Source organism: Paenibacillus sp. FSL M8-0142 (assembly GCF_038597315.1).
GTDB lineage: Bacteria > Bacillota > Bacilli > Paenibacillales > Paenibacillaceae > Paenibacillus_AQ > Paenibacillus_AQ lactis.
In genome coordinates this window covers 1,855,259-1,872,707 of the sequence record NZ_CP152008.1, presented here as the reverse complement: position 1 = coordinate 1,872,707, position 17,449 = coordinate 1,855,259, and the positions used below count along the sequence as shown (strand labels likewise).

Below are 17,449 nucleotides of genomic sequence, written 5' to 3'. Positions count from 1 at the left end.
GACTCTAATATAGGGACAGGATGGTTTGAGTAACGACAGACCCATCGCTTTAGGACCATAAAGGGGGAATGCAAATGCTCGATTTTCCGACTCTTATGACGTACATCATCGTTGTTCTTGGTCTATTTTTGATTCCAGGACCCGCCGTTCTCCTCACCATTACCCGTACCGTTCAGAACGGGCGAAGAGGAGGCATTATGGCTGGGCTCGGTATCGCTACCGGGGATTTCCTTCATACCTTATTTGCAACGGTAGGTCTATCCGCAATATTGATGACTTCGGCACTTGCCTTCAATGTTGTTAAATTTGCAGGCGCAGCCTACTTGCTATACCTAGGGATTCGCGCAATCCTAAGCAAGCCCTCCGAACCGCAAATGCCCCAGGTTGAATCGGCAGGCTCCCTGAAATCCTACGTCTCGGCAACTGTTGCTGAGCTTCTTAATCCGAAGACGGCCCTCTTCTTTCTGGCATTCCTGCCTCAATTTATTCATCACGAACGCGGTGAAGCGGTCGGGCAGTTCTTAGTCCTGGGATTGATTTTTGTGATTCTAAGCATATTGTATACAACCACGATTGTATTAAGTGTCTCCACGCTTGGAAGAGTGGTTAAACGGACGCCATGGATCAGGCGCCTAAGCCAGTGGAGCGGCAAATTCGTTGGAGCAATCTACATTGGACTGGGCCTAAAGGTAGCATTCCAAAGACAGTAATGGATGAAACGTATCCCTATCAAGGTGCTTAAGTGCACGGTGCCGGCAGACAAACTTAATGCAGATGCAACCCCCACTTATTGAATTGTGGGATACTCAGCGCATGAGAACAGCTCCGAAGGGAGCTGTTTCTTATTTTCGTACAACCCTCATCACGCTTTCAACCGATGATACGAGCTGCGGAAAACTCAGATATACAAAAAAAGCTCTTGAATTGCCGCAAGGACAAATTCAAGAGCTTATTCGCTGTTACATTGATGCGGTCGAGAGGACTCGAACCTCCACGGGGGTTAGCCCACACGGACCTGAACCGTGCGCGTCTGCCAATTCCGCCACGACCGCATGTGTTTGGGTTATCAACTCGTTGTGATCACCGTAATTAAGAGTATATAACGACTAAAGTTAAAAAGCAAGCATTTTTTAAAAAAAATGTCGAAAGCATGGTATGCATCATGATGGCGTACCGCATGACCCGCTCTCCCGCTTCGGTATTTTTAACCTCCCTCCCCTCCATACTATAACAGGACGGGGTTATAAAAGGCGCCAATCCGATTAACCCCCTAAGACGAAAGGCAAGGTGAATTGCATGCTCCTGAAAAAATATTCGATCATGTTATTAACCGCGGTATTATGCTTGACCATAACGATCCTTACGGACATCCTCTTCGGCTTTCCGTGGTACAACTTTATCATTAACTGGCGTTTCACGCTCTTCTCTCCCGTTGAGAGAATCACCGTGATCCTCTTGCTAGCTCTGCTGGTTATTCCGGATCTTTATCGCAGCTTCCGCAAGAGGAAGCATGAAACGAGCCCCCCTAGAGCGTCTGGGGAATCGGATTCAGGAACCGGAAGCGGGTCCCGAACCCGGGCCGGGTGCAGAACCGGAACGCCTTCCGAGGATGGCTTTGCGGATCAGACATATGATCACGAGCAGGAGCGGTAAACCGATGGAATAGAACGGGAACACCGTATACAGGTAGGCTCCCCCTTTCATTAGATGCTCGCTGTAAGAGCGGGCAAGGATAATGGAGAGGCCGAGTATGACCAGTGCATAGGGATAAATTAATTTACGATACGGGATTTTGAACAATATGGAGGAACTGATCAATGCTGCATAATAATATAGGCTGATTTTAAAGAACACGCCGATGATCAGAACCATCACGATCAGAATTTGCGTCCGCTCGATAAATTCCGAAATCTCTACCTTCCCCATCATGGTCAAAAGCGGAAATACCGCCCGTTCGGTAATATCCGCTCCCAGTACTGAAATCGTGATCAACGACACGTGAGCCAGGATGACGCCGGTAACCAATATCGCCAGCAGTCCTGCTTTCACCCCATTTTTGGTATGGTTAACCGCCGGAAAGATGGCCGTCGCACAGATAAGCTCGCCAAACGGAAAATGAATGTTTTTCTTTAGCACCGATTCTAGAATCGGCTGGAATCCTTCACCCATGACAGGTAGCAGGAGCTGTAGGTCAATGATCCCGGAAAATAGAATCACGATCCCGCTGAACACCCCGATCATAAACATAATCGCCAAAAAGATGGTAGCCGTCCGTGCCAGCACCTCCAAGCCTTGATGCAGCACATAGGCCACCGCCATGATCATGAGCAGATTCACGATCAGAAGCGGCGTTTCCCTCAACGCGGCGGACGCCATGACCAGCAGTCCCCCGTCTACGAGATCTCGAGCCGCTGTGAACATATAAAGGACGGCATAGACTAGTCCTACAAGGCTGCCGACATATTTCCCGAGCAATAATCGATAATACTCCACTGGCAGTTTGTCGGGAAATGCCGTGTACAAATACGCATTCAAGGAGAAGATCAGCATGCCGATCACCGTTCCGATGAGCACGGCTATCCATGCATCCCGGCCTGCCTCAAGTCCCAAATTTACGACGAGCGTCGTGCCGAACTGAAACAGAACCAATATCGAGAAGAATTGAAATGGGCTGATTTTCACCTTTTCCATTTGATTCTCCTCCTTCATTGGTTGTGGATCTTGTATAGAACGGAACGATCCCTCATTTGAGAATTTCGTATCACCGGTTTCACATGGTATTTCACTTGCACCCGTGGAAAGAGCTGATCCCAGCGATTCTTCATCTTTCGCCAAGCGGACGGATCGGACCGTTCCACAGCCTGACCAAATCCCAGAATATCGCTATTCACTTCCTTGCTCTTACGAACGGCTAGCTCCATAATACGAATAACCTCTTTCGAGGCTGCGTCCTCCAGGAGCTTCATCGTTGCCGGATTTCGCAGGTCAATCGCGCTGTTCACTTCACGGATCGAGAAATTAGGCTCCACGTGAATGTGAATAATCGGATTCGCAGGATCTTCTAAGTCAGCGAACAGCCTTGTTTTGGACCGCATAACTTCAAGCGATATTTCTCCACCTTGATCAAGTAACTTCAAATGGATCGGCGTGATTTTCATTTTATTCCGGATCCAAACGGTGCCGCGGGATTCATCCGCGTTTAACCAGCTCACAAGACGATCCCCTTTAAATACAGCCATTTGGGAGATGACCGCCAATCCTTCTACCTTCGCGTTTTTTAAGGTTTCCATCTTCGATGCCTTTTCGGCGCTGCCTTCGATCGTCACTCCGTTCACCAAAGGCCCGCCTCCCGGGGTAAGCAATCCACGGATGACATCATCCACCTCGATCCGAAAGTTCTCTCCAAGCTGTCCCGACGTTAAATCGATCTTCTGCTCGAGTGCAAAAGCCGTGATTTTTCCAATCGGTGTCATTGCAGACACGACATCCTCTGCGGTTTGTCCCTGGGTTGCAATCAATACTTCGGCATTCAGCCGGATATCGGAGTCTCTGTCCAAATAATCGAAGAGATCGATAATGCCCTCTCTCGCCACGCGATCCGAGATGACGATCAGACCGGTATGGGCGAGCGAAATGATACGGGGCACTTTGCGGGAAGCATTGCGCATCGCTTCGACTATGCTCTTCCCTGATGCCTTATATACGGAGGTAGGCGTTGCTCCTCTGCCGGCCTTCCCCGAAATTTCATCGGCGATGACCGTCTGGAAGGAAACGAGATATTCCTTCTCCTCTTCCTTCCAATCCACGCCGATACCGGAGACAATTGCACGCTTATTCAGCTCTACCACATCCCAGCAGCCGCTCAGCAGACCGAGACAGCAGCACATGATCAGAATGGTCAGCCCTTGATGTTTGCGCATATCTCAGTTCGCCTCCCATCATGAGTTACGATTTCCTCCTGCTCCGTTCGCAGCCGTATGCTGCCCCCTTCCCGAAGCGCTTCCGCCATCGGCACCTTGTTGCCCCGACCCGCTCATCCTCCCATCCGAGTCTCCAGCCAAGGAAGTGTCTTGATTCGATGACGCTCCAAATCCGGTTGAAGACTCCGCAGCTTGAGTTTGCAGCGGCTGAAAGGGTAAACGGATGATCGCATCCTTCTGATTCCTGAGCCGGAATGGACTGATTGGCGACATAAAGGGTACACCGAAGGACCGGAGACTGTTCATATGCGCGATCAGCACGATGACGCCCAAGGTCAGCCCATAGAAGCCGAACATGCCGGAGAGAACCATGAAGCCAAAGCGAATCAGCCGTCCAGCGATGGACAGGTTGTAGGCCGGAAGCGTGAAGCTTGCAATACCGGTCAATGCCACTACGATAACCATCGCTGGCGTAATCAGACCTGCTTCAACGACAGCTTGTCCGAGGATGAGCGCACCGACAACCGAAACCGTCTGCCCAATCGCCCGCGGCATCCTGACACCGGCTTCCCGCAATATCTCGAACACAACCTCCATGAGCATCGCTTCGATAAAAGCCGGAAAGGGGACGCCTTCACGTTGGGCAACCAGACTGATCAGCAGCTGCGTCGGTACCATTTCATAGTGAAACGTTGTTAATGCGATATAAACAGACGGACCCAGAATCAAAATAATAAAGCTGATATAGCGTACGAGCCGCATGACGATGGCGATATCGAAACGCTGCGCATAATCCTCAGGCGACTGAAAGAAATGGGCAAATACCGTTGGAAGCACCAGCACAAAAGGGGTTCCGTCCACCAAGACAACGATCCGGCCCTCCAGCAGCTTGCTCGTCGCATCGTCAGGACGCTCCGTGTTATATATCGTTGGAAACGGAGTAATGGTCTTATCTTGAATGAATTCTTCAATATAGGCAGACTCCAATATCCCTTCAATCTCAATCCGGTTCAGCCTGTCCTTGATCTCCCTGACAATCCCCGGATCCGCCTTGCCCTTGACGTACATGATGGCTACGTGGGTATGGGTGACCGATCCGATCTTCATCGTTTCGAGCCATAGCCGAGAAGATTTTAATCTTCGCCGGATGAGTGAAATATTGGTTGCAATGGACTCCACGAAGCTGTCCTTCGGGCCGCGGACGACCAGCTGCGAGGTTGGCTCGGTTACGGATCTCCATTGCCCGCCCTGAGTGCCTGCGATAATGATGTGATCCGCCCCCTCAAACAGGATGACCGTGTCTCCAGACAATATCGCCAGCATCGCTTCGTTCCAATCTGCACTCATTCTGGATTCGCCCATCGCAAGTCCGTCTTTCATGACCATATCCAGAAAATCGGCCGGGCTGCGCTCCTTCTGCAGGAATTCCTTGCTTAATTGCAGCAGCGATTCCATCACATCGTGATTGATCATTTCCGGATCGCTGAGCCCGTTTAAATAAACGATGGCGCAATTGGCCTCGGACGCTCCTCCAAGCTTCAATTGCCGGAAAATGATATCCGGGCTGTTTCCAAGTTCTGTGCGGATGCGGTCCAGATGCTCCTGTAAATGGTCGACCGGCTCGATTCCCGCAATTTTCCGGGAAGCTTCCTGCCCCGGCGCATCCTTCCTTGGGGCGAAGCGGCGGCCGCGAGGCCGGTAGCGTAGCATTTCGTTTCCTCCCAGCATGCAAAGCTCGAGTTACCTCCATTATTTGCTTTACATGCCTTTTTCATGCGAAGCAGCAAGGAAATGAATTCCTTCTCCGGCCGTGAAGTAGAAGCGGATCCATCCATCTATATATCTGTCTTCTAAAAGGAAACCTTGGTGATGGTCATTCTTTATGGGGTGCAACCTTAATGGAGAAGTGTTGGGGTCTGATAATCAGAACCACCCGTCAAACGGGTGGTTTGCTCTTGGGGTATAACCCCTTGTTGCCAAACTGCGCCTAAAGACGCTAGCCTGACAATAAAATTGTTCAGGCTCAGTGTAATTTGTCACTTTCACTTACCAGTTAAACTGGTTTACTTCTTCTTGCTACTGTTTTTGCTGAATGGGTCTTCATACTCTTTCACACTCAGTTTATCAATTGCCTGGTCGTGTGCTTCTTGCTCACGGATATATTTTGCCACGGTGGCTTCATTCAAGCCCACTGTGCTGACGTAGTATCCCTCCGCCCAAAATTTTCGATTACCATATTTATACTTCAAGGTAGCATGCTTCTCGAATATCATGAGTGAGCTTTTCCCCTTCAGGTATCCCATAAATGATGATACTGAGATTTTTGGGGGAATTGCTACCAACATATGTACATGATCGGGCATCATGTGGCCTTCGATTATCTCCACTCCCTTGTATTTGCATAATCGTTTGAAAATTTCGATTAAGTCTTTCCTCACTTGATTATAAATCTCTTTCCGTCTATACTTCGGGGTGAACACAATGTGGTACTTGCACATCCACTTCGTGTGAGCTAAACTATAGCTCTTGTTTGCCATCTAAGACCATTCCTTTCATTATTGAGCCTGAACATCTCAATTTTATCGGAATGGTCTTGTTGGTCAAACCCTCGATCCCTCCACCCGCATAGCGGGTGGTTTTTTGTTTCGCACGCTTCGCGAGCTCAACTGGCTAAAGCCATAAATGAAATGGAGCCGTACAAATGTACGGCTCCATGGCTAAACCTTATCTGCGATGCTATTTCCGATCAAATACGTACCTAATCCCGCCAATTCATCCGCACCTGCTTGATCCCCTCGACCTGCCACAGCTGCTCGAATAAGGCATCGATGCCTTTGCTGTTAAATGAATACACCCGGAATTCCATCGTTACTTTCGTTGAATCATCATCGGCAGAGTCATTATTGACGATCATGCCCTGGACGGTCATGTTCGCCTTTTGGAGAAGATCGGTAATGATGCTGACCTGCACGGGCCGATCACCCGCTTCAATCATGATTTTCAGGCTCCCCGACTTCTTAATGAACAAAAACCGGGATTCCAGCTTGTTCAGCACAAGCGTACTGATCAGCACGATGGCAGTCGTAACGACCGCCGGCCAGTAAAACCCGGACCCCACGCTGAGCCCGATGGCAGCAGCTACCCATAACGTTGCTGCTGTGGTGAGGCCTGAAATAATATGATTGGAACGCCGCAGGATAGCGCCCGCGCCAAGGAAGCCGATACCGCTTACCACCTGCGCCGCAAGCCGCGCAGGGTCAAATCTGGCATTGGGATGATTGATAAGCAAGGAGTCAAATCCGTAAATGGAGGTCAACATGATGAGGGTTGATCCCACGGCAACCAACAGATGGGTCTTCAGTCCAGCCTGCTTATTTCTGCGCTCCCGTTCCCAACCGATCAGCCCGCCGAGCAGAGCTGCAAGCAGCAGCCGCATCAGCATCGTTTGCATATCCAGTGAAATATCGTACATTTTCGTTCACTCCTCATCAGCAACCGTTCTATTATCCCCCTCGCTGGCCGGTCTTATTGCATATGCTCATCCTGCCAGCGCCATAGTTCCTTACTGGAGGTCGAAATCCCGATGACGCCGCTCTTTAGAGCCGTATCGAAATCCTCCAAATCAATCATTAATCCACCCGCAATGACGGGCACATCGACTTCCGCCCGGATCCGGTCCATAATCCGCTCGCATACCATGCCTGGCAGCACTTCAATGGCATCCGGATTCGAAGCCTTAATCATCTTGATCCCGTTATCCAGCGAAACGGAGTCAAATACGAACAGTCGTTGAACGGTCAGCAGGCCAAGCTTCTTGGCCTCGACGATGATCGTATTCTTCGTGGTGACAATGCCGTCGATGCCTACCTTTTCAGCCAAATAAGTTACTCCCGCCCGATCCTTCCCGATCCCTTCGATCAGGTCGAAATGAACGAAGGACAGCTTTCCGGCCTCCTGGATTTGTTCTACGATCGACTCGATATTAAATATATCGGTCCTCAGAATAAACACGATGTTCGATTCGGTTGCAAGCACGGAGGGGAGCTCGTCAGCATTCATCAAAGATGTAATGATCGGTTTGCGCTTCAAGCAGTACGTGATTCGCTGCGCGCCTTCTACACTTGTTCTCATGTCTTCACCTCGTTGCCAAGAGCAGCATCTCCGGTTCTCCAGCTGCCCGGGCTTATTTTTTGTACCTTAAGAACCCGCTTCATTTGCCTCTTTCACGGTACGGCTGCGATAAATATCGTGGACCGAATCCAGAATATAGGTTGGCTTCACATCGCTGTCTTTCAAATCCTCCGAAGTCGAGACGCCGGTAAGCACCAACGCTGTGCTCATCCCGGCCTGATTGCCCATTCGAATATCGGTTTCCAGACGATCTCCCGTCATGAGGCACTCTTCAGCCTTAACTCCCAAAATATCAAGTGCCGTCAACGCCGTCAAGACGGAGGGCTTACCCATGACGGTTGTAATTTTCATGCCGGTCGTGCCTTCAATAGCCCCGATCATGCCGCCGCAATCAGGAATATCGCCTCCCGGCATCGGGCATGTTCGATCCGGATGCGTAGCGATAACGGCCGCGCCTCTCTTAATCGATTGGTATGCAAAGTCCAGATGCTTATAATGAAAGTCCCGATCCCAGGACACGACAACGACGTCCGTCTCTTCCGGCGCGGAAGCAAATGTAATCCCGTTATCCAGCAGCTCCTGCTTTAATATCGGCTCGCCGATGACATAAACCTTCGCCCCCGGATGATGCTTGTGCAAATAATGAATCGTTACGAGTGCGGGATTCAAAATGTTATCCAGCTCCACCCGGATTCCGAGCTTCCCTAGCTTTTTCAAATAATTTTCTCGGGAATCGATCGTTTTGTTCGTCAGAAACAACAAGCGTTTATTCAAGCCCTGCAAATAACGGACGGTCTCTACGGCCCCCTCGATCGCTTCCGGCCCTAAATAAATCGTGCCATCCAAGTCAAAGATATACCCTGAAAAATGATCCATACTCGATCTCCTCTGCATGTTCCATCTTGGAATTTTGATAGATTCACAATCTGACTCGTGGGACTACGAAAACGGAGCCGCACGTGGTCTAGTATTCATATGTTCCGGCACAGCCGGTTAGTCCTTGCCGAAACCACTTGCTAAAGGAGCCGGATTTCTAAAATCGCCCATAAAAAATGAGAAGCTCCTCTGCATAGCAAGATGCTCATTCATGCAAAATGAATGATTCCGTTATGCAAAGGGCTTCTCATCATCTCCGCCCAGCTCTATAATCGATAATTTAATACTACATCCAGTTATTCCATTTGACAAGTGAATCATGGGGATCATTCGGTTCGAATGCCGAAAATGGGGACCATTAGGTTTGCGTTAGCTGTTTCGCTGCCTCATCCGTTACAATCAGCTCGGCGGGATCTTGGTCAGGCTCCAAGGGGAACCGCTCAAGTAGGTTGCCTCCTCCAAGTCCCCATGCCATCTGAAGCTGATCCTCAAGCAAACGCCACTGCCTGGCCTGCTCTTCTTCATCCCAATCCAGCAGCTCGCCCATGATCTCCATGACGGGAGCGATCATCCGCTCGGCCGTCTCCCGCTCAAACCATACCCAGCCGGTTCGCCGCAGCAGGAAATCTTCGACGGCAACGGTCATTTCATGCTCGATTGAATAGATCAGCTCTGCCCGCAGCAGCTTATATTCATCCTTTTCCTCAGCTGACGAAGCCCGATAAATGTCCAGCAGCTTCTTGGCGTTCGACCCGTATCTTGCTATAAGTCTTCGCATGGGGTCAGCTCCGATTCCTTGAAGGGCACCCTGTTCGACCATCATTTCCTTGAACCGTTTATAAGTAAGACCGTTCAGGTCCCCTCCGCTGATTGGCGTCCGGTCGGTCATGCAAGGAGGATAGATCGTTCCATCCGCATCCTGGATGTGCTTAGCCACGAGGTCCACAACGGACATCGCCCTCTTGCGAAATCCGGTTAGATTTCCTGGCCTCGCTGTGATCAACCCTGATTCGGATATGAGAATGCCATCCTTCCCGGTCATGTCGGGAGACTGTCTGTTCTCCGGCTTGAACATCGCGCTTAATCCGCACCAGCCTGATTCGATATCCCCATGCTCCAGGCGGATTCCGGGGAACAAGCCGTTGACGGCGCCCATCAAATACCGCTTATCCTCGTCCGTTATATCTGGTGTCCCGACACCTCCTTCAAACGGAGTCCCGGTCATACCGATGCAAGTCTTAGAATCCTTAGGGATGACGAGGACTCTCCTTCCTCCGGGACCTTCAAAACAAACAGCCTGACGAACAGGGAGTTTGTTATAATCGACAACAAGATGCACCCCCTTGGTCAATTGCAGCTGCTCGCTGGCCAGCGAGTTGTCCATTTGCCTTACCTGATCCGCCCATGGGCCGGCGGCATTCACAATTTGGCGGGCGAGGATCGGATATCGGATTCCGCTTAAGCGGTCCTCGACACGGACGCCTGCAATCCTCCCGCCCCGATAGATAAAACCCAACACTTTTGCGTAATTGACCATCAGCGCGCCCTTCATCCGGGCAGCCTTCAGCACCTCAATCGTCAATCTCGCATCGTCAGCCCGGTACTCACGGCAGTAGGCCGCCCCTTTTAACGCGTCTGAATTCAGCAGGTTTTCCAAAGACAGGGTTTGTTCCCGCCGGTACATCCTTCCCCGACGGCTAGCCTTCGCACCGGCAAGCCGATCATACGCATACAGCCTGATGGAACTCGCCAAATAACCGCTGGGCTGATGTTTATAAATCGGCAGCAGCACTGGAAGCGGTTTCACCAAATGGGGGGCGCAGCGACGCAGCAATGCCCGCTCGGTACAAGACTCGCGTACCAAACGAAGCTTCCCTTTCCTGAGATATATCAATCCGCCATGGATCACCTTGGCGGATTTGCCGCTTGTTCCGGAGGCGAAATCATTCATCTCCACCAAGCCGACCGTCATTCCACGGCAGCTGGCGTCCCAGGCAATCCCGGCGCCCGTAATGCCACCGCCGATCACCAGAACATCCAGCTTGCCCCTCTCCATGTCCTGTAAATATTGAGCCCGCAGCTTTGCGGATAACCCTTCGTTCACCGTCAATCACCTCTTTCCCCAACGCCTTGATATAAGAAAAACGTCTATCGACGTGCTTTCAAGGAAGACAAACCTCGTTTAGCAGTAGTTTTTTGCGAGATCTGGCAGCAGCTTCCTCCGGAGTTTATAGCTTCAGATAGCTAAAAAAGAACCGCATCTGCCGAAAATGCGCACGTCATACGCATCCATAGCAAAAGGGTCCTCCATGATCTCCGCCCGCTTATGCATTTAAGATAATGATATTCATTATAGGATGCATTGATCTATATGTCTACAGTCTTATCCTATGATACAGCGGCACGGCGTATGAACTGCCTGCACATGGATCAGCTTATGACAGATCAATGAGAAACAGCACTGTTTTTTCTTAAAAAAGAAGGAGCAAGCCGTTTATATTTCTTGAAGATGCGGCTGAAATAATAAATATCCTTGAACCCCGTCGCTACCGCGATCTCGGAGACGGTAAGCGGGCTGCTTCGCAGCAGATAATCCGCTTTATTAATCCGGGTCTCGTTAACATATTCCGTTACGGTTCTTCCGCTCAGCTCTTTAAACAACCGGCTGAAATGATATCGGCTGAGACCGGCCATCCCGGATAGCAGCTCGACCGACAGCTCCTCCTTGTAATGCTCCTCAATGTATTTGAATATCGGGGCAAAACGCTCTACGTTCTTCATCCGCTCCACATATTCATCCTGTGTGAGAACGGTTGCAACATAGCCTCTCAAGAGCAGCGTAAGCAAGCGGTACAGCTCGGATTTAATGGCGAGCTCATAACCGAATTCCCGCTTTTCCAGCTCTTGGATGATCGCCAGCATAGATGAAAGAACATCATCTCCGTTAACCCGGTTGGCGAACACCAGACGATTTTGGGTAATCGGCGTAATGAATTTCATCTCCGGCGCATCCAAGGAATGGCTCTGGAGCAGCGAGAAGTCCACGATTAACGCATAATAGAACAAATGATCAGACTGACTGATTCCATAATGAAGCTCATTGCGATTAATGACAATCAAATCGCCTTCGCGGGCATGCAAGGTGGAGGAACCACACTCCAGCATTGCTTCTCCGGAGACAAAATACAAAATTTCCAAATGCTCGTGATAGTGGCGATTAAACATGACCTGTCCCCTGCCCTCGAACTGGCAGAGATGAACCTTGATCGGAAATTGGGGGTCCGGCATCGTCATCGGTTCCCGCAGTGTATGGTCCAATGCTCTGGTCTCCTTTGAACTTGATCAAGACAGCACGATCGTACAAACAAAAAGCACGGTTTATCATGGTGTCTTTCCTTAGAAGCATTATAATACAGAAGTGTAATGCAGTAAATTCAGAGGAGTGAAATCATGAAATCAATTAATGTTGGGGTCATTGGAACTGGTTCGATCTCTGCTATGCATTTGCAATCCTACCAAAAACACGCGAACGCGAATCTGCTCGCGGTATGTGATTTAAATGAAGAACGCGCACGGCTTGCGGCTGAAAAGTACGGCGCTACCAAAGTATTTACAGATTATCGCGAGCTGCTGGCCGATCCTGAGATCGATGCGGTAAGCATCTGTACCTGGAACAATACCCATGCCGAGATCAGCATTGCCGCTCTTAACGCCGGCAAGCATGTCCTCGTCGAGAAGCCGCTGTGCCGTACGGTCGAGGAAGCGCTGCGCGTTCAGGAAGCGGTGAAATCCTCCGGCAAGCTGCTTCAAGTCGGCTTTGTCAGACGTTATGATCCGAATGCTCAAATGCTGCGCGAGTTCGCGGACAAAGGCGAGTTCGGGGAAATTTATTTTGCGAAGGCCTCTTCGATCCGCAGACTCGGAAATCCGGGCGGCTGGTTCTCCGACATTGAACGTTCAGGCGGCGGACCATTGATCGATATCGGCGTTCACGTCATTGATCTGTGCTGGTACATGATGGGACGTCCGAAGCCGGTAGCGGTCAGCGCCAATACATACCGCAAGCTGGGCAACCGTTCCAATGTCCGGAATCTGTCGTTCTATAAAGCTGCAGATTATGATGCAGAGAAGAATACGGTTGAGGATATGGCCAATGCGATGATCCGATTTGAAAACGGTGCTTCCTTGCTGGTTGATGTCAGCTTTACGCTGCATGCGAAGGATAATCAGCAGTCCGTCAAATTGTACGGCGACAAGGGCGGATTCGAGATCGATCCTGAAGTTGTCATCGTCACCGAGAAGCATGATACGATCATCAACATCCAGCCTCAAACGGACCACAAGGGATTTGACTTCAATTCCGCTTTCCAGAGTGAGGTCAACCACTTTATCGCAAGCATTGAGAACGGAACCCAGCCGCTCAGCCCGGTGGAAGACGGTGTGGAGATTATGAAAATTCTGTGCGGTATCTATGAATCCGCCGAAAAAGGAGCTGAAGTTCTGCTATGAAACTTGGCGTAAGCTCGTACAGCCTGTACCAGGCCATGAACAAAGGTGAAATGACCATAACCGACGTGATCGACTACATTGCCGAAATCGGCGGTGAGCATATTGAGATCGTGCCCCTCGGATTCAATTTAAAGGAAAATCCGGAGCTCATCGATACGATTAAGTCCCATGCCGCCGCCAAAGGGCTCGAGCTCTCCAACTATGCCATCGGCGCGAACTTCGCCGAACTCGACGATGCCGCTTATGAGGCAGAGATCGAGCGCGTAAAAAGCGAGGTCGATATTGCAGCAGCCCTGGGCGTAAAGCGGATGCGCCATGACGTGGCAACGTCCAAGGACTTGTCGCTCGTTCATTTTATCGAGGAGCTCCCTCGCCTTGCAAATGCCTGCCGCATCATCGCGGATTATGCAGCCGAGCGCGGCATTATCACCAGCGTGGAGAATCACGGATATTTCATTCAGCACAGCGACCGGGTGAAAGCGCTTGTCCAAACCGTTAACCATCCAAACTTCAAGACGACGCTGGACGTCGGCAACTTCATGTGTGCGGATGAGGAATCCACCGTAGCCGTGAAGAACAATATCGGTCTCGCCTCCATGGTGCATTTCAAGGACTTCTATTACCGTCCGGCTAGCCGTCCTCCAGGCGGAGGCTGGTTTAACACGTCTAGCGGTAACTGGCTTCGCGGTGCCATTGTCGGCCAAGGCGACATTAAGATTCCAGAAGTGATTCGCATCGTGAAGGAATCCGGTTATGACGGCTACATTTCCATTGAATTCGAAGGCATGGAGGATTGCCGCACCGGAACCAAGCTGGGCCTGGAGTATGTGCGCAAAGTGTGGAACGAAAGCTGAGCTTTTCATTTTTGATATTCAATCAATAGAAGCAAACGATCGACGACAAAGATTGAGGGAGGAGTTTAAGCGATGTCGAAGCCTATCATGCCGAACAAAATCGGCGTTATTGTTGACAGCTTTCGGGTTGGCGTAAGAGAAGGTTTGGTTAAGGCAAAAAATGTTGGTGCCGACGGTGTTCAGATCTACGCTGTTCATGGAGAGATGGATCCGGCCAATCTGTCCGCGTCCGCACGGAAGGAACTGAAGGATTATATTGAATCCTTGGGCCTTGAAATCTCGGCGCTGGTGGGAGACCTGGGGGGCCACGGTTTCCAGGATCCGTCCGAAAATGGGGCCAAAATCGAGAAGTCGAAACGCATCATGGAGCTGGGTCTTGAGCTTGGCACCAATATCGTGACCACCCACATTGGCATCGTGCCGCAGGACCGCAACAGCCGCATATACGAGACGATGCACAACGCCTGCCTCGAGCTTAGCACGTTCGCCAAATCCATGAACGCGTTCTTTGCCATCGAGACGGGGCCGGAGCCTTCCGCCCATCTCAAGTCCTTCCTGGACGGTCTTGGCTCGAACGGCGTGTCCGTGAACTTTGACCCGGCCAATATGGTGATGGTGACCGGCGATGATCCTGTCCAAGGCGTATATAATCTGAAGGATTACATCGTCCACACGCACGCGAAGGACGGTATCAAGCTGGCCGAGTTTGTGGATCCGCGTGACGTGTACGGAGATTTCGGTTATGAAGCACCGGCACTTGATCATGACAAGATTGCCGACATGGCGGAGTCCGGCGAGAAGTTCCGTGAAGTTCCGCTCGGCGAAGGCAGCGTAGATTGGCCTGCATATCTTCAAGCCTTGAAGGATATCGGCTACACCGGATATTTGACGATCGAACGTGAAGTGAAAGCCAATCCGGAGGCCGATATTAAGCTCGCGGTTGACTTCCTGAAAACGTTCCGTGCGTAGCGCCTAACGAATACTTCACAATTGTGAGACGAAAGAAACGGGGCTGTCCCGCAGATGAACTTCCCCCTACAGTAGCAGGCTTTAGGATTTCGCCTGTCTACCATATGGGGAGCATCTGGGACAGCCCCGTTTTATTAGGGATACAATATTTATACGCTTACGATACGCTCTGCTTCCCGGACAGCGCTTCCAGCGCTCCCTGAGCCTTGGCCGAGCGGATCTCCGCTTCGATGATTTCCAGTGAGCCTACGGCACTCTCCGGCGTGCATACCGTTACAGCCTTCCCTTGTGCCACGCTGTCAATGAAATAGCGGAGCTCGCGGTAATATCCGGAATCACCTGACAGCTCAGCCGTAAAGCCCGGCGCATCCTCTGGATACACCTTCACTTCATTGTTTTCAAATACAATCGTAGCCTTCTCCAGGTTCACTCGGTACCCCATATAGAAGCCGTGGTCGCCATGCAGGGTCCAATCCGCTCTGGCCGTAATGACCTTGCCGTCCGGATAGCTGTAATGCGTCGACACGATATCGTACGAGCTTCCTTCGATGATATTCTTGGCGAAAGTAGATACATGCTGCGGTCTGCCTAACAGCCAATGGATCATATCGACGTCATGGACATGCATATCCGTGATGCAGCCGCCGCTCTTGTCTCCCTCGAGGAACCAGCCTTTAGGCGGCTCGGAGCCGCGGAAGAATTCGCCGGCTACGATTTGTCCGTAACGCCCGTCCTCCAGGCAAGCCTTCAAATATTCGTACGCCGGCCAGAAGCGAAGACATTGCCCGATCATTAGGGTTGCGCCCGTACGCTCAGCCGTCTTCACCATCCGCCAGGCTTCTTCCGAGCTGCCTGCGATCGGCTTCTCGCATAAGACATGAATTCCGCGTTCGAGCAGCATGCAGGTCATATCCGCGTGCAGATTCGTCGGCAAGCATACATCGACGATGTCGAGCTCCTCATTCTCCAGCATGCGATCGATATGGTCATACAGCCGGTAAGGCGTAAGATCATACACTTCCCGCTCGGTCGCCATATTGCCGTTAGCCTTGCTCTCTTTCAGTTCATCAATTCGGATATCGCAAATCGCGGCAAGCTGGATATCCGCTCCTTCATCCATTAGCCGCATGTAATTGTCAAAGTGCATACGTCCCATAAAACCAAAGCCCAACAGTCCGATTTTCAGCAAGCTGATCCCCTCCTCTTCTTCCCTTAAGATTGTCCCAATTGCTCACGCACGGCCGTTTGACGCAGCGTTGGCGTCCGGCCAAGAATCGCATCCATGGCGTTCGAGGTGTTGAAAATGATCTGATCCGAATAGTGCTTGTAAGCAGGGATCATCTCCGCGGTGACATAATTGTCATAGCCGATTCCCTTCAATGCCTCGACCACGGCAGGGTAATCGACGTCTCCAGCCAGCAGGTCCACGAAGCCGTGCAAGCCTCCCGCCTGTCTGCGGTAGTCCTTGAAATGAACCTTCTTGATTCTTGATCCCAGAATGCGAATCCAGTGCTCCGGATAACCGCTGTGCACAACGTTACCTACATCAAAATAGGAGCCGACATAATCGGAGCCGATCTCATCAATAAAGGTGCGCAGCTCGAGTGGAGAGAGCAAAAATTTGTTCCAAACGTTCTCGATGGCAATCGCCACCCCCGCGCTTTCGGCATACGGAACCAGCTTGCGGATGCCTTCCTGCGCCCGTTCGTAAGCTACCTCGTAATCGATAACCGCGGAGCCGGGGACGAAGTCCACGCCAACCGCGCCAGGAATAACCAGGATCGCATCCACTCCAAAAGCTGCAGCCAGCTCCAGCTGTTTTTTGCAAATATCGAATGCTTTTTCGCGCACTGCCGTGTCATCGCTTGTCATCGGATAATCCCAGTACAGGCCAGTAGCAAGCCCGGCGATTTCCAGATTCGCGTCCTCCAGCTGAGCCTTGATGTTCTTAACCTCCTGATCGCCGGCCTGAAGGCCAAGCTCTCCATCCTTATTCAGCGACAGCTCAATCCCTTCGAAGCCGGCCTCCTTCGCCAGTTGGATGCATTCCGCAATAGACGCATCTCCCCGAAACGACCAAATGTTGATCCCTTTCTTCATAACGAATACCTCCCCATTTGTTTTGGTTTGCTGCTAGCCTGCCACGGATGCCGGGTTAGCCATGAAAATGAAAGAAAGCTCCTAGAAACG

General features: G+C 51.0%; 15 protein-coding genes and 1 tRNA gene. 4 read left to right on the top strand and 12 right to left on the bottom strand.

Going from position 1 to position 17,449, the window contains the following annotated elements:
• Positions 1 to 74: 74 nt before the first annotated feature.
• A complete protein-coding gene (locus NSQ46_RS08785) occupies positions 75 to 710 on the top strand; it encodes a LysE family translocator (protein WP_007127648.1) in 636 nt (211 codons plus the stop codon).
• A gap of 258 nt (positions 711 to 968) precedes the next feature.
• Here NSQ46_RS08785 and NSQ46_RS08780 read toward each other — a convergent pair.
• The 10 genes from NSQ46_RS08780 to NSQ46_RS08735 all read right to left on the bottom strand — a co-directional run bounded on the left by NSQ46_RS08780 (position 969) and on the right by NSQ46_RS08735 (position 12,245).
• Positions 969 to 1,052 (bottom strand) — tRNA-Leu (locus NSQ46_RS08780).
• A 496-nt stretch (positions 1,053 to 1,548) separates the two neighbouring features.
• Positions 1,549 to 2,691 carry a GerAB/ArcD/ProY family transporter gene (locus NSQ46_RS08775; protein WP_210095040.1) on the bottom strand — a complete coding sequence of 381 codons (1,143 nt, stop codon included), beginning with the start codon at positions 2,689 to 2,691 and terminating at the stop codon, positions 1,549 to 1,551.
• Positions 2,692 to 2,705: 14 nt separating this feature from the next.
• A complete protein-coding gene (locus NSQ46_RS08770) occupies positions 2,706 to 3,920 on the bottom strand; it encodes a Ger(x)C family spore germination protein (protein WP_342576651.1) in 1,215 nt (404 codons plus the stop codon).
• A gap of 18 nt (positions 3,921 to 3,938) precedes the next feature.
• On the bottom strand, positions 3,939 to 5,630 hold the full coding sequence (locus tag NSQ46_RS08765) for a spore germination protein (RefSeq protein ID WP_342576650.1): 1,692 nt from the start codon (positions 5,628 to 5,630) through the stop codon (positions 3,939 to 3,941).
• Positions 5,631 to 5,983: 353 nt separating this feature from the next.
• Positions 5,984 to 6,457 carry an IS200/IS605 family transposase gene (tnpA, locus tag NSQ46_RS08760; RefSeq protein WP_213613863.1) on the bottom strand — a complete coding sequence of 158 codons (474 nt, stop codon included), beginning with the start codon at positions 6,455 to 6,457 and terminating at the stop codon, positions 5,984 to 5,986.
• Positions 6,458 to 6,678: 221 nt separating this feature from the next.
• On the bottom strand, positions 6,679 to 7,392 hold the full coding sequence (locus tag NSQ46_RS08755) for an MgtC/SapB family protein (RefSeq protein WP_007127643.1): 714 nt from the start codon (positions 7,390 to 7,392) through the stop codon (positions 6,679 to 6,681).
• A 53-nt stretch (positions 7,393 to 7,445) separates the two neighbouring features.
• Positions 7,446 to 8,051, bottom strand: a complete 606-nt coding sequence (locus NSQ46_RS08750) for a glycerol-3-phosphate responsive antiterminator (protein ID WP_007127642.1) — start codon at positions 8,049 to 8,051, stop codon at positions 7,446 to 7,448.
• A 66-nt stretch (positions 8,052 to 8,117) separates the two neighbouring features.
• Positions 8,118 to 8,927, bottom strand: a complete 810-nt coding sequence (locus NSQ46_RS08745; RefSeq protein WP_341032703.1) for an HAD-IIA family hydrolase — start codon at positions 8,925 to 8,927, stop codon at positions 8,118 to 8,120.
• A gap of 358 nt (positions 8,928 to 9,285) precedes the next feature.
• Entirely contained in the window at positions 9,286 to 11,031 is a 1,746-nt protein-coding gene (locus NSQ46_RS08740) for a glycerol-3-phosphate dehydrogenase/oxidase (RefSeq protein WP_341032702.1), read from the bottom strand.
• 341 nt (positions 11,032 to 11,372) lie between these two features.
• Positions 11,373 to 12,245 (bottom strand): AraC family transcriptional regulator, encoded by an 873-nt coding sequence (locus NSQ46_RS08735; RefSeq protein WP_007127639.1) that lies wholly within the window; start codon positions 12,243 to 12,245, stop codon positions 11,373 to 11,375.
• Between the two features lie 132 nt (positions 12,246 to 12,377).
• Between NSQ46_RS08735 and NSQ46_RS08730 the strand changes: the two genes are divergently transcribed.
• The 3 genes from NSQ46_RS08730 (at position 12,378) to NSQ46_RS08720 (ending at position 15,259) form a co-directional block, all read left to right on the top strand.
• Entirely contained in the window at positions 12,378 to 13,436 is a 1,059-nt protein-coding gene (locus NSQ46_RS08730; RefSeq protein WP_007127638.1) for a Gfo/Idh/MocA family oxidoreductase, read from the top strand.
• A complete protein-coding gene (locus NSQ46_RS08725; protein ID WP_007127637.1) occupies positions 13,433 to 14,290 on the top strand; it encodes a sugar phosphate isomerase/epimerase family protein in 858 nt (285 codons plus the stop codon). The genes NSQ46_RS08730 and NSQ46_RS08725 overlap by 4 nt, the downstream gene beginning before the upstream one ends.
• Positions 14,291 to 14,362: 72 nt before the next feature.
• Positions 14,363 to 15,259, top strand: coding sequence for a sugar phosphate isomerase/epimerase family protein (locus tag NSQ46_RS08720; RefSeq protein ID WP_342576649.1), 897 nt, complete (start codon positions 14,363 to 14,365; stop codon positions 15,257 to 15,259).
• A gap of 157 nt (positions 15,260 to 15,416) precedes the next feature.
• Here NSQ46_RS08720 and NSQ46_RS08715 read toward each other — a convergent pair whose 3' ends face one another.
• Both NSQ46_RS08715 and NSQ46_RS08710 read right to left on the bottom strand, forming a co-directional pair.
• Complete coding sequence (locus tag NSQ46_RS08715) at positions 15,417 to 16,448, bottom strand: Gfo/Idh/MocA family oxidoreductase (protein ID WP_007127635.1); 1,032 nt, start codon at positions 16,446 to 16,448, stop codon at positions 15,417 to 15,419.
• A 23-nt stretch (positions 16,449 to 16,471) separates the two neighbouring features.
• Positions 16,472 to 17,359 carry a sugar phosphate isomerase/epimerase family protein gene (locus NSQ46_RS08710; protein ID WP_341342269.1) on the bottom strand — a complete coding sequence of 296 codons (888 nt, stop codon included), beginning with the start codon at positions 17,357 to 17,359 and terminating at the stop codon, positions 16,472 to 16,474.
• Between the last annotated feature and the right edge of the window lie 90 nt (positions 17,360 to 17,449).

Excerpts from the sequence above, each read along its gene's own strand:
- NSQ46_RS08785 (WP_007127648.1), top strand. The coding sequence starts at position 75 with ATGCTCGATTTTCCGACTCTTATGACGTACATCATCGTTGTTCTTGGT.
- NSQ46_RS08775 (WP_210095040.1), bottom strand. The coding sequence starts at position 2,691 with ATGGAAAAGGTGAAAATCAGCCCATTTCAATTCTTCTCGATATTGGTT.
- NSQ46_RS08770 (WP_342576651.1), bottom strand. The coding sequence starts at position 3,920 with ATGCGCAAACATCAAGGGCTGACCATTCTGATCATGTGCTGCTGTCTC.
- NSQ46_RS08765 (WP_342576650.1), bottom strand. The coding sequence starts at position 5,630 with ATGCTACGCTACCGGCCTCGCGGCCGCCGCTTCGCCCCAAGGAAGGAT.
- tnpA (WP_213613863.1), bottom strand. The coding sequence starts at position 6,457 with ATGGCAAACAAGAGCTATAGTTTAGCTCACACGAAGTGGATGTGCAAG.
- NSQ46_RS08755 (WP_007127643.1), bottom strand. The coding sequence starts at position 7,392 with ATGTACGATATTTCACTGGATATGCAAACGATGCTGATGCGGCTGCTG.
- NSQ46_RS08750 (WP_007127642.1), bottom strand. The coding sequence starts at position 8,051 with ATGAGAACAAGTGTAGAAGGCGCGCAGCGAATCACGTACTGCTTGAAG.
- NSQ46_RS08745 (WP_341032703.1), bottom strand. The coding sequence starts at position 8,927 with ATGGATCATTTTTCAGGGTATATCTTTGACTTGGATGGCACGATTTAT.
- NSQ46_RS08730 (WP_007127638.1), top strand. The coding sequence starts at position 12,378 with ATGAAATCAATTAATGTTGGGGTCATTGGAACTGGTTCGATCTCTGCT.
- NSQ46_RS08725 (WP_007127637.1), top strand. The coding sequence starts at position 13,433 with ATGAAACTTGGCGTAAGCTCGTACAGCCTGTACCAGGCCATGAACAAA.
- NSQ46_RS08720 (WP_342576649.1), top strand. The coding sequence starts at position 14,363 with ATGTCGAAGCCTATCATGCCGAACAAAATCGGCGTTATTGTTGACAGC.
- NSQ46_RS08710 (WP_341342269.1), bottom strand. The coding sequence starts at position 17,359 with ATGAAGAAAGGGATCAACATTTGGTCGTTTCGGGGAGATGCGTCTATT.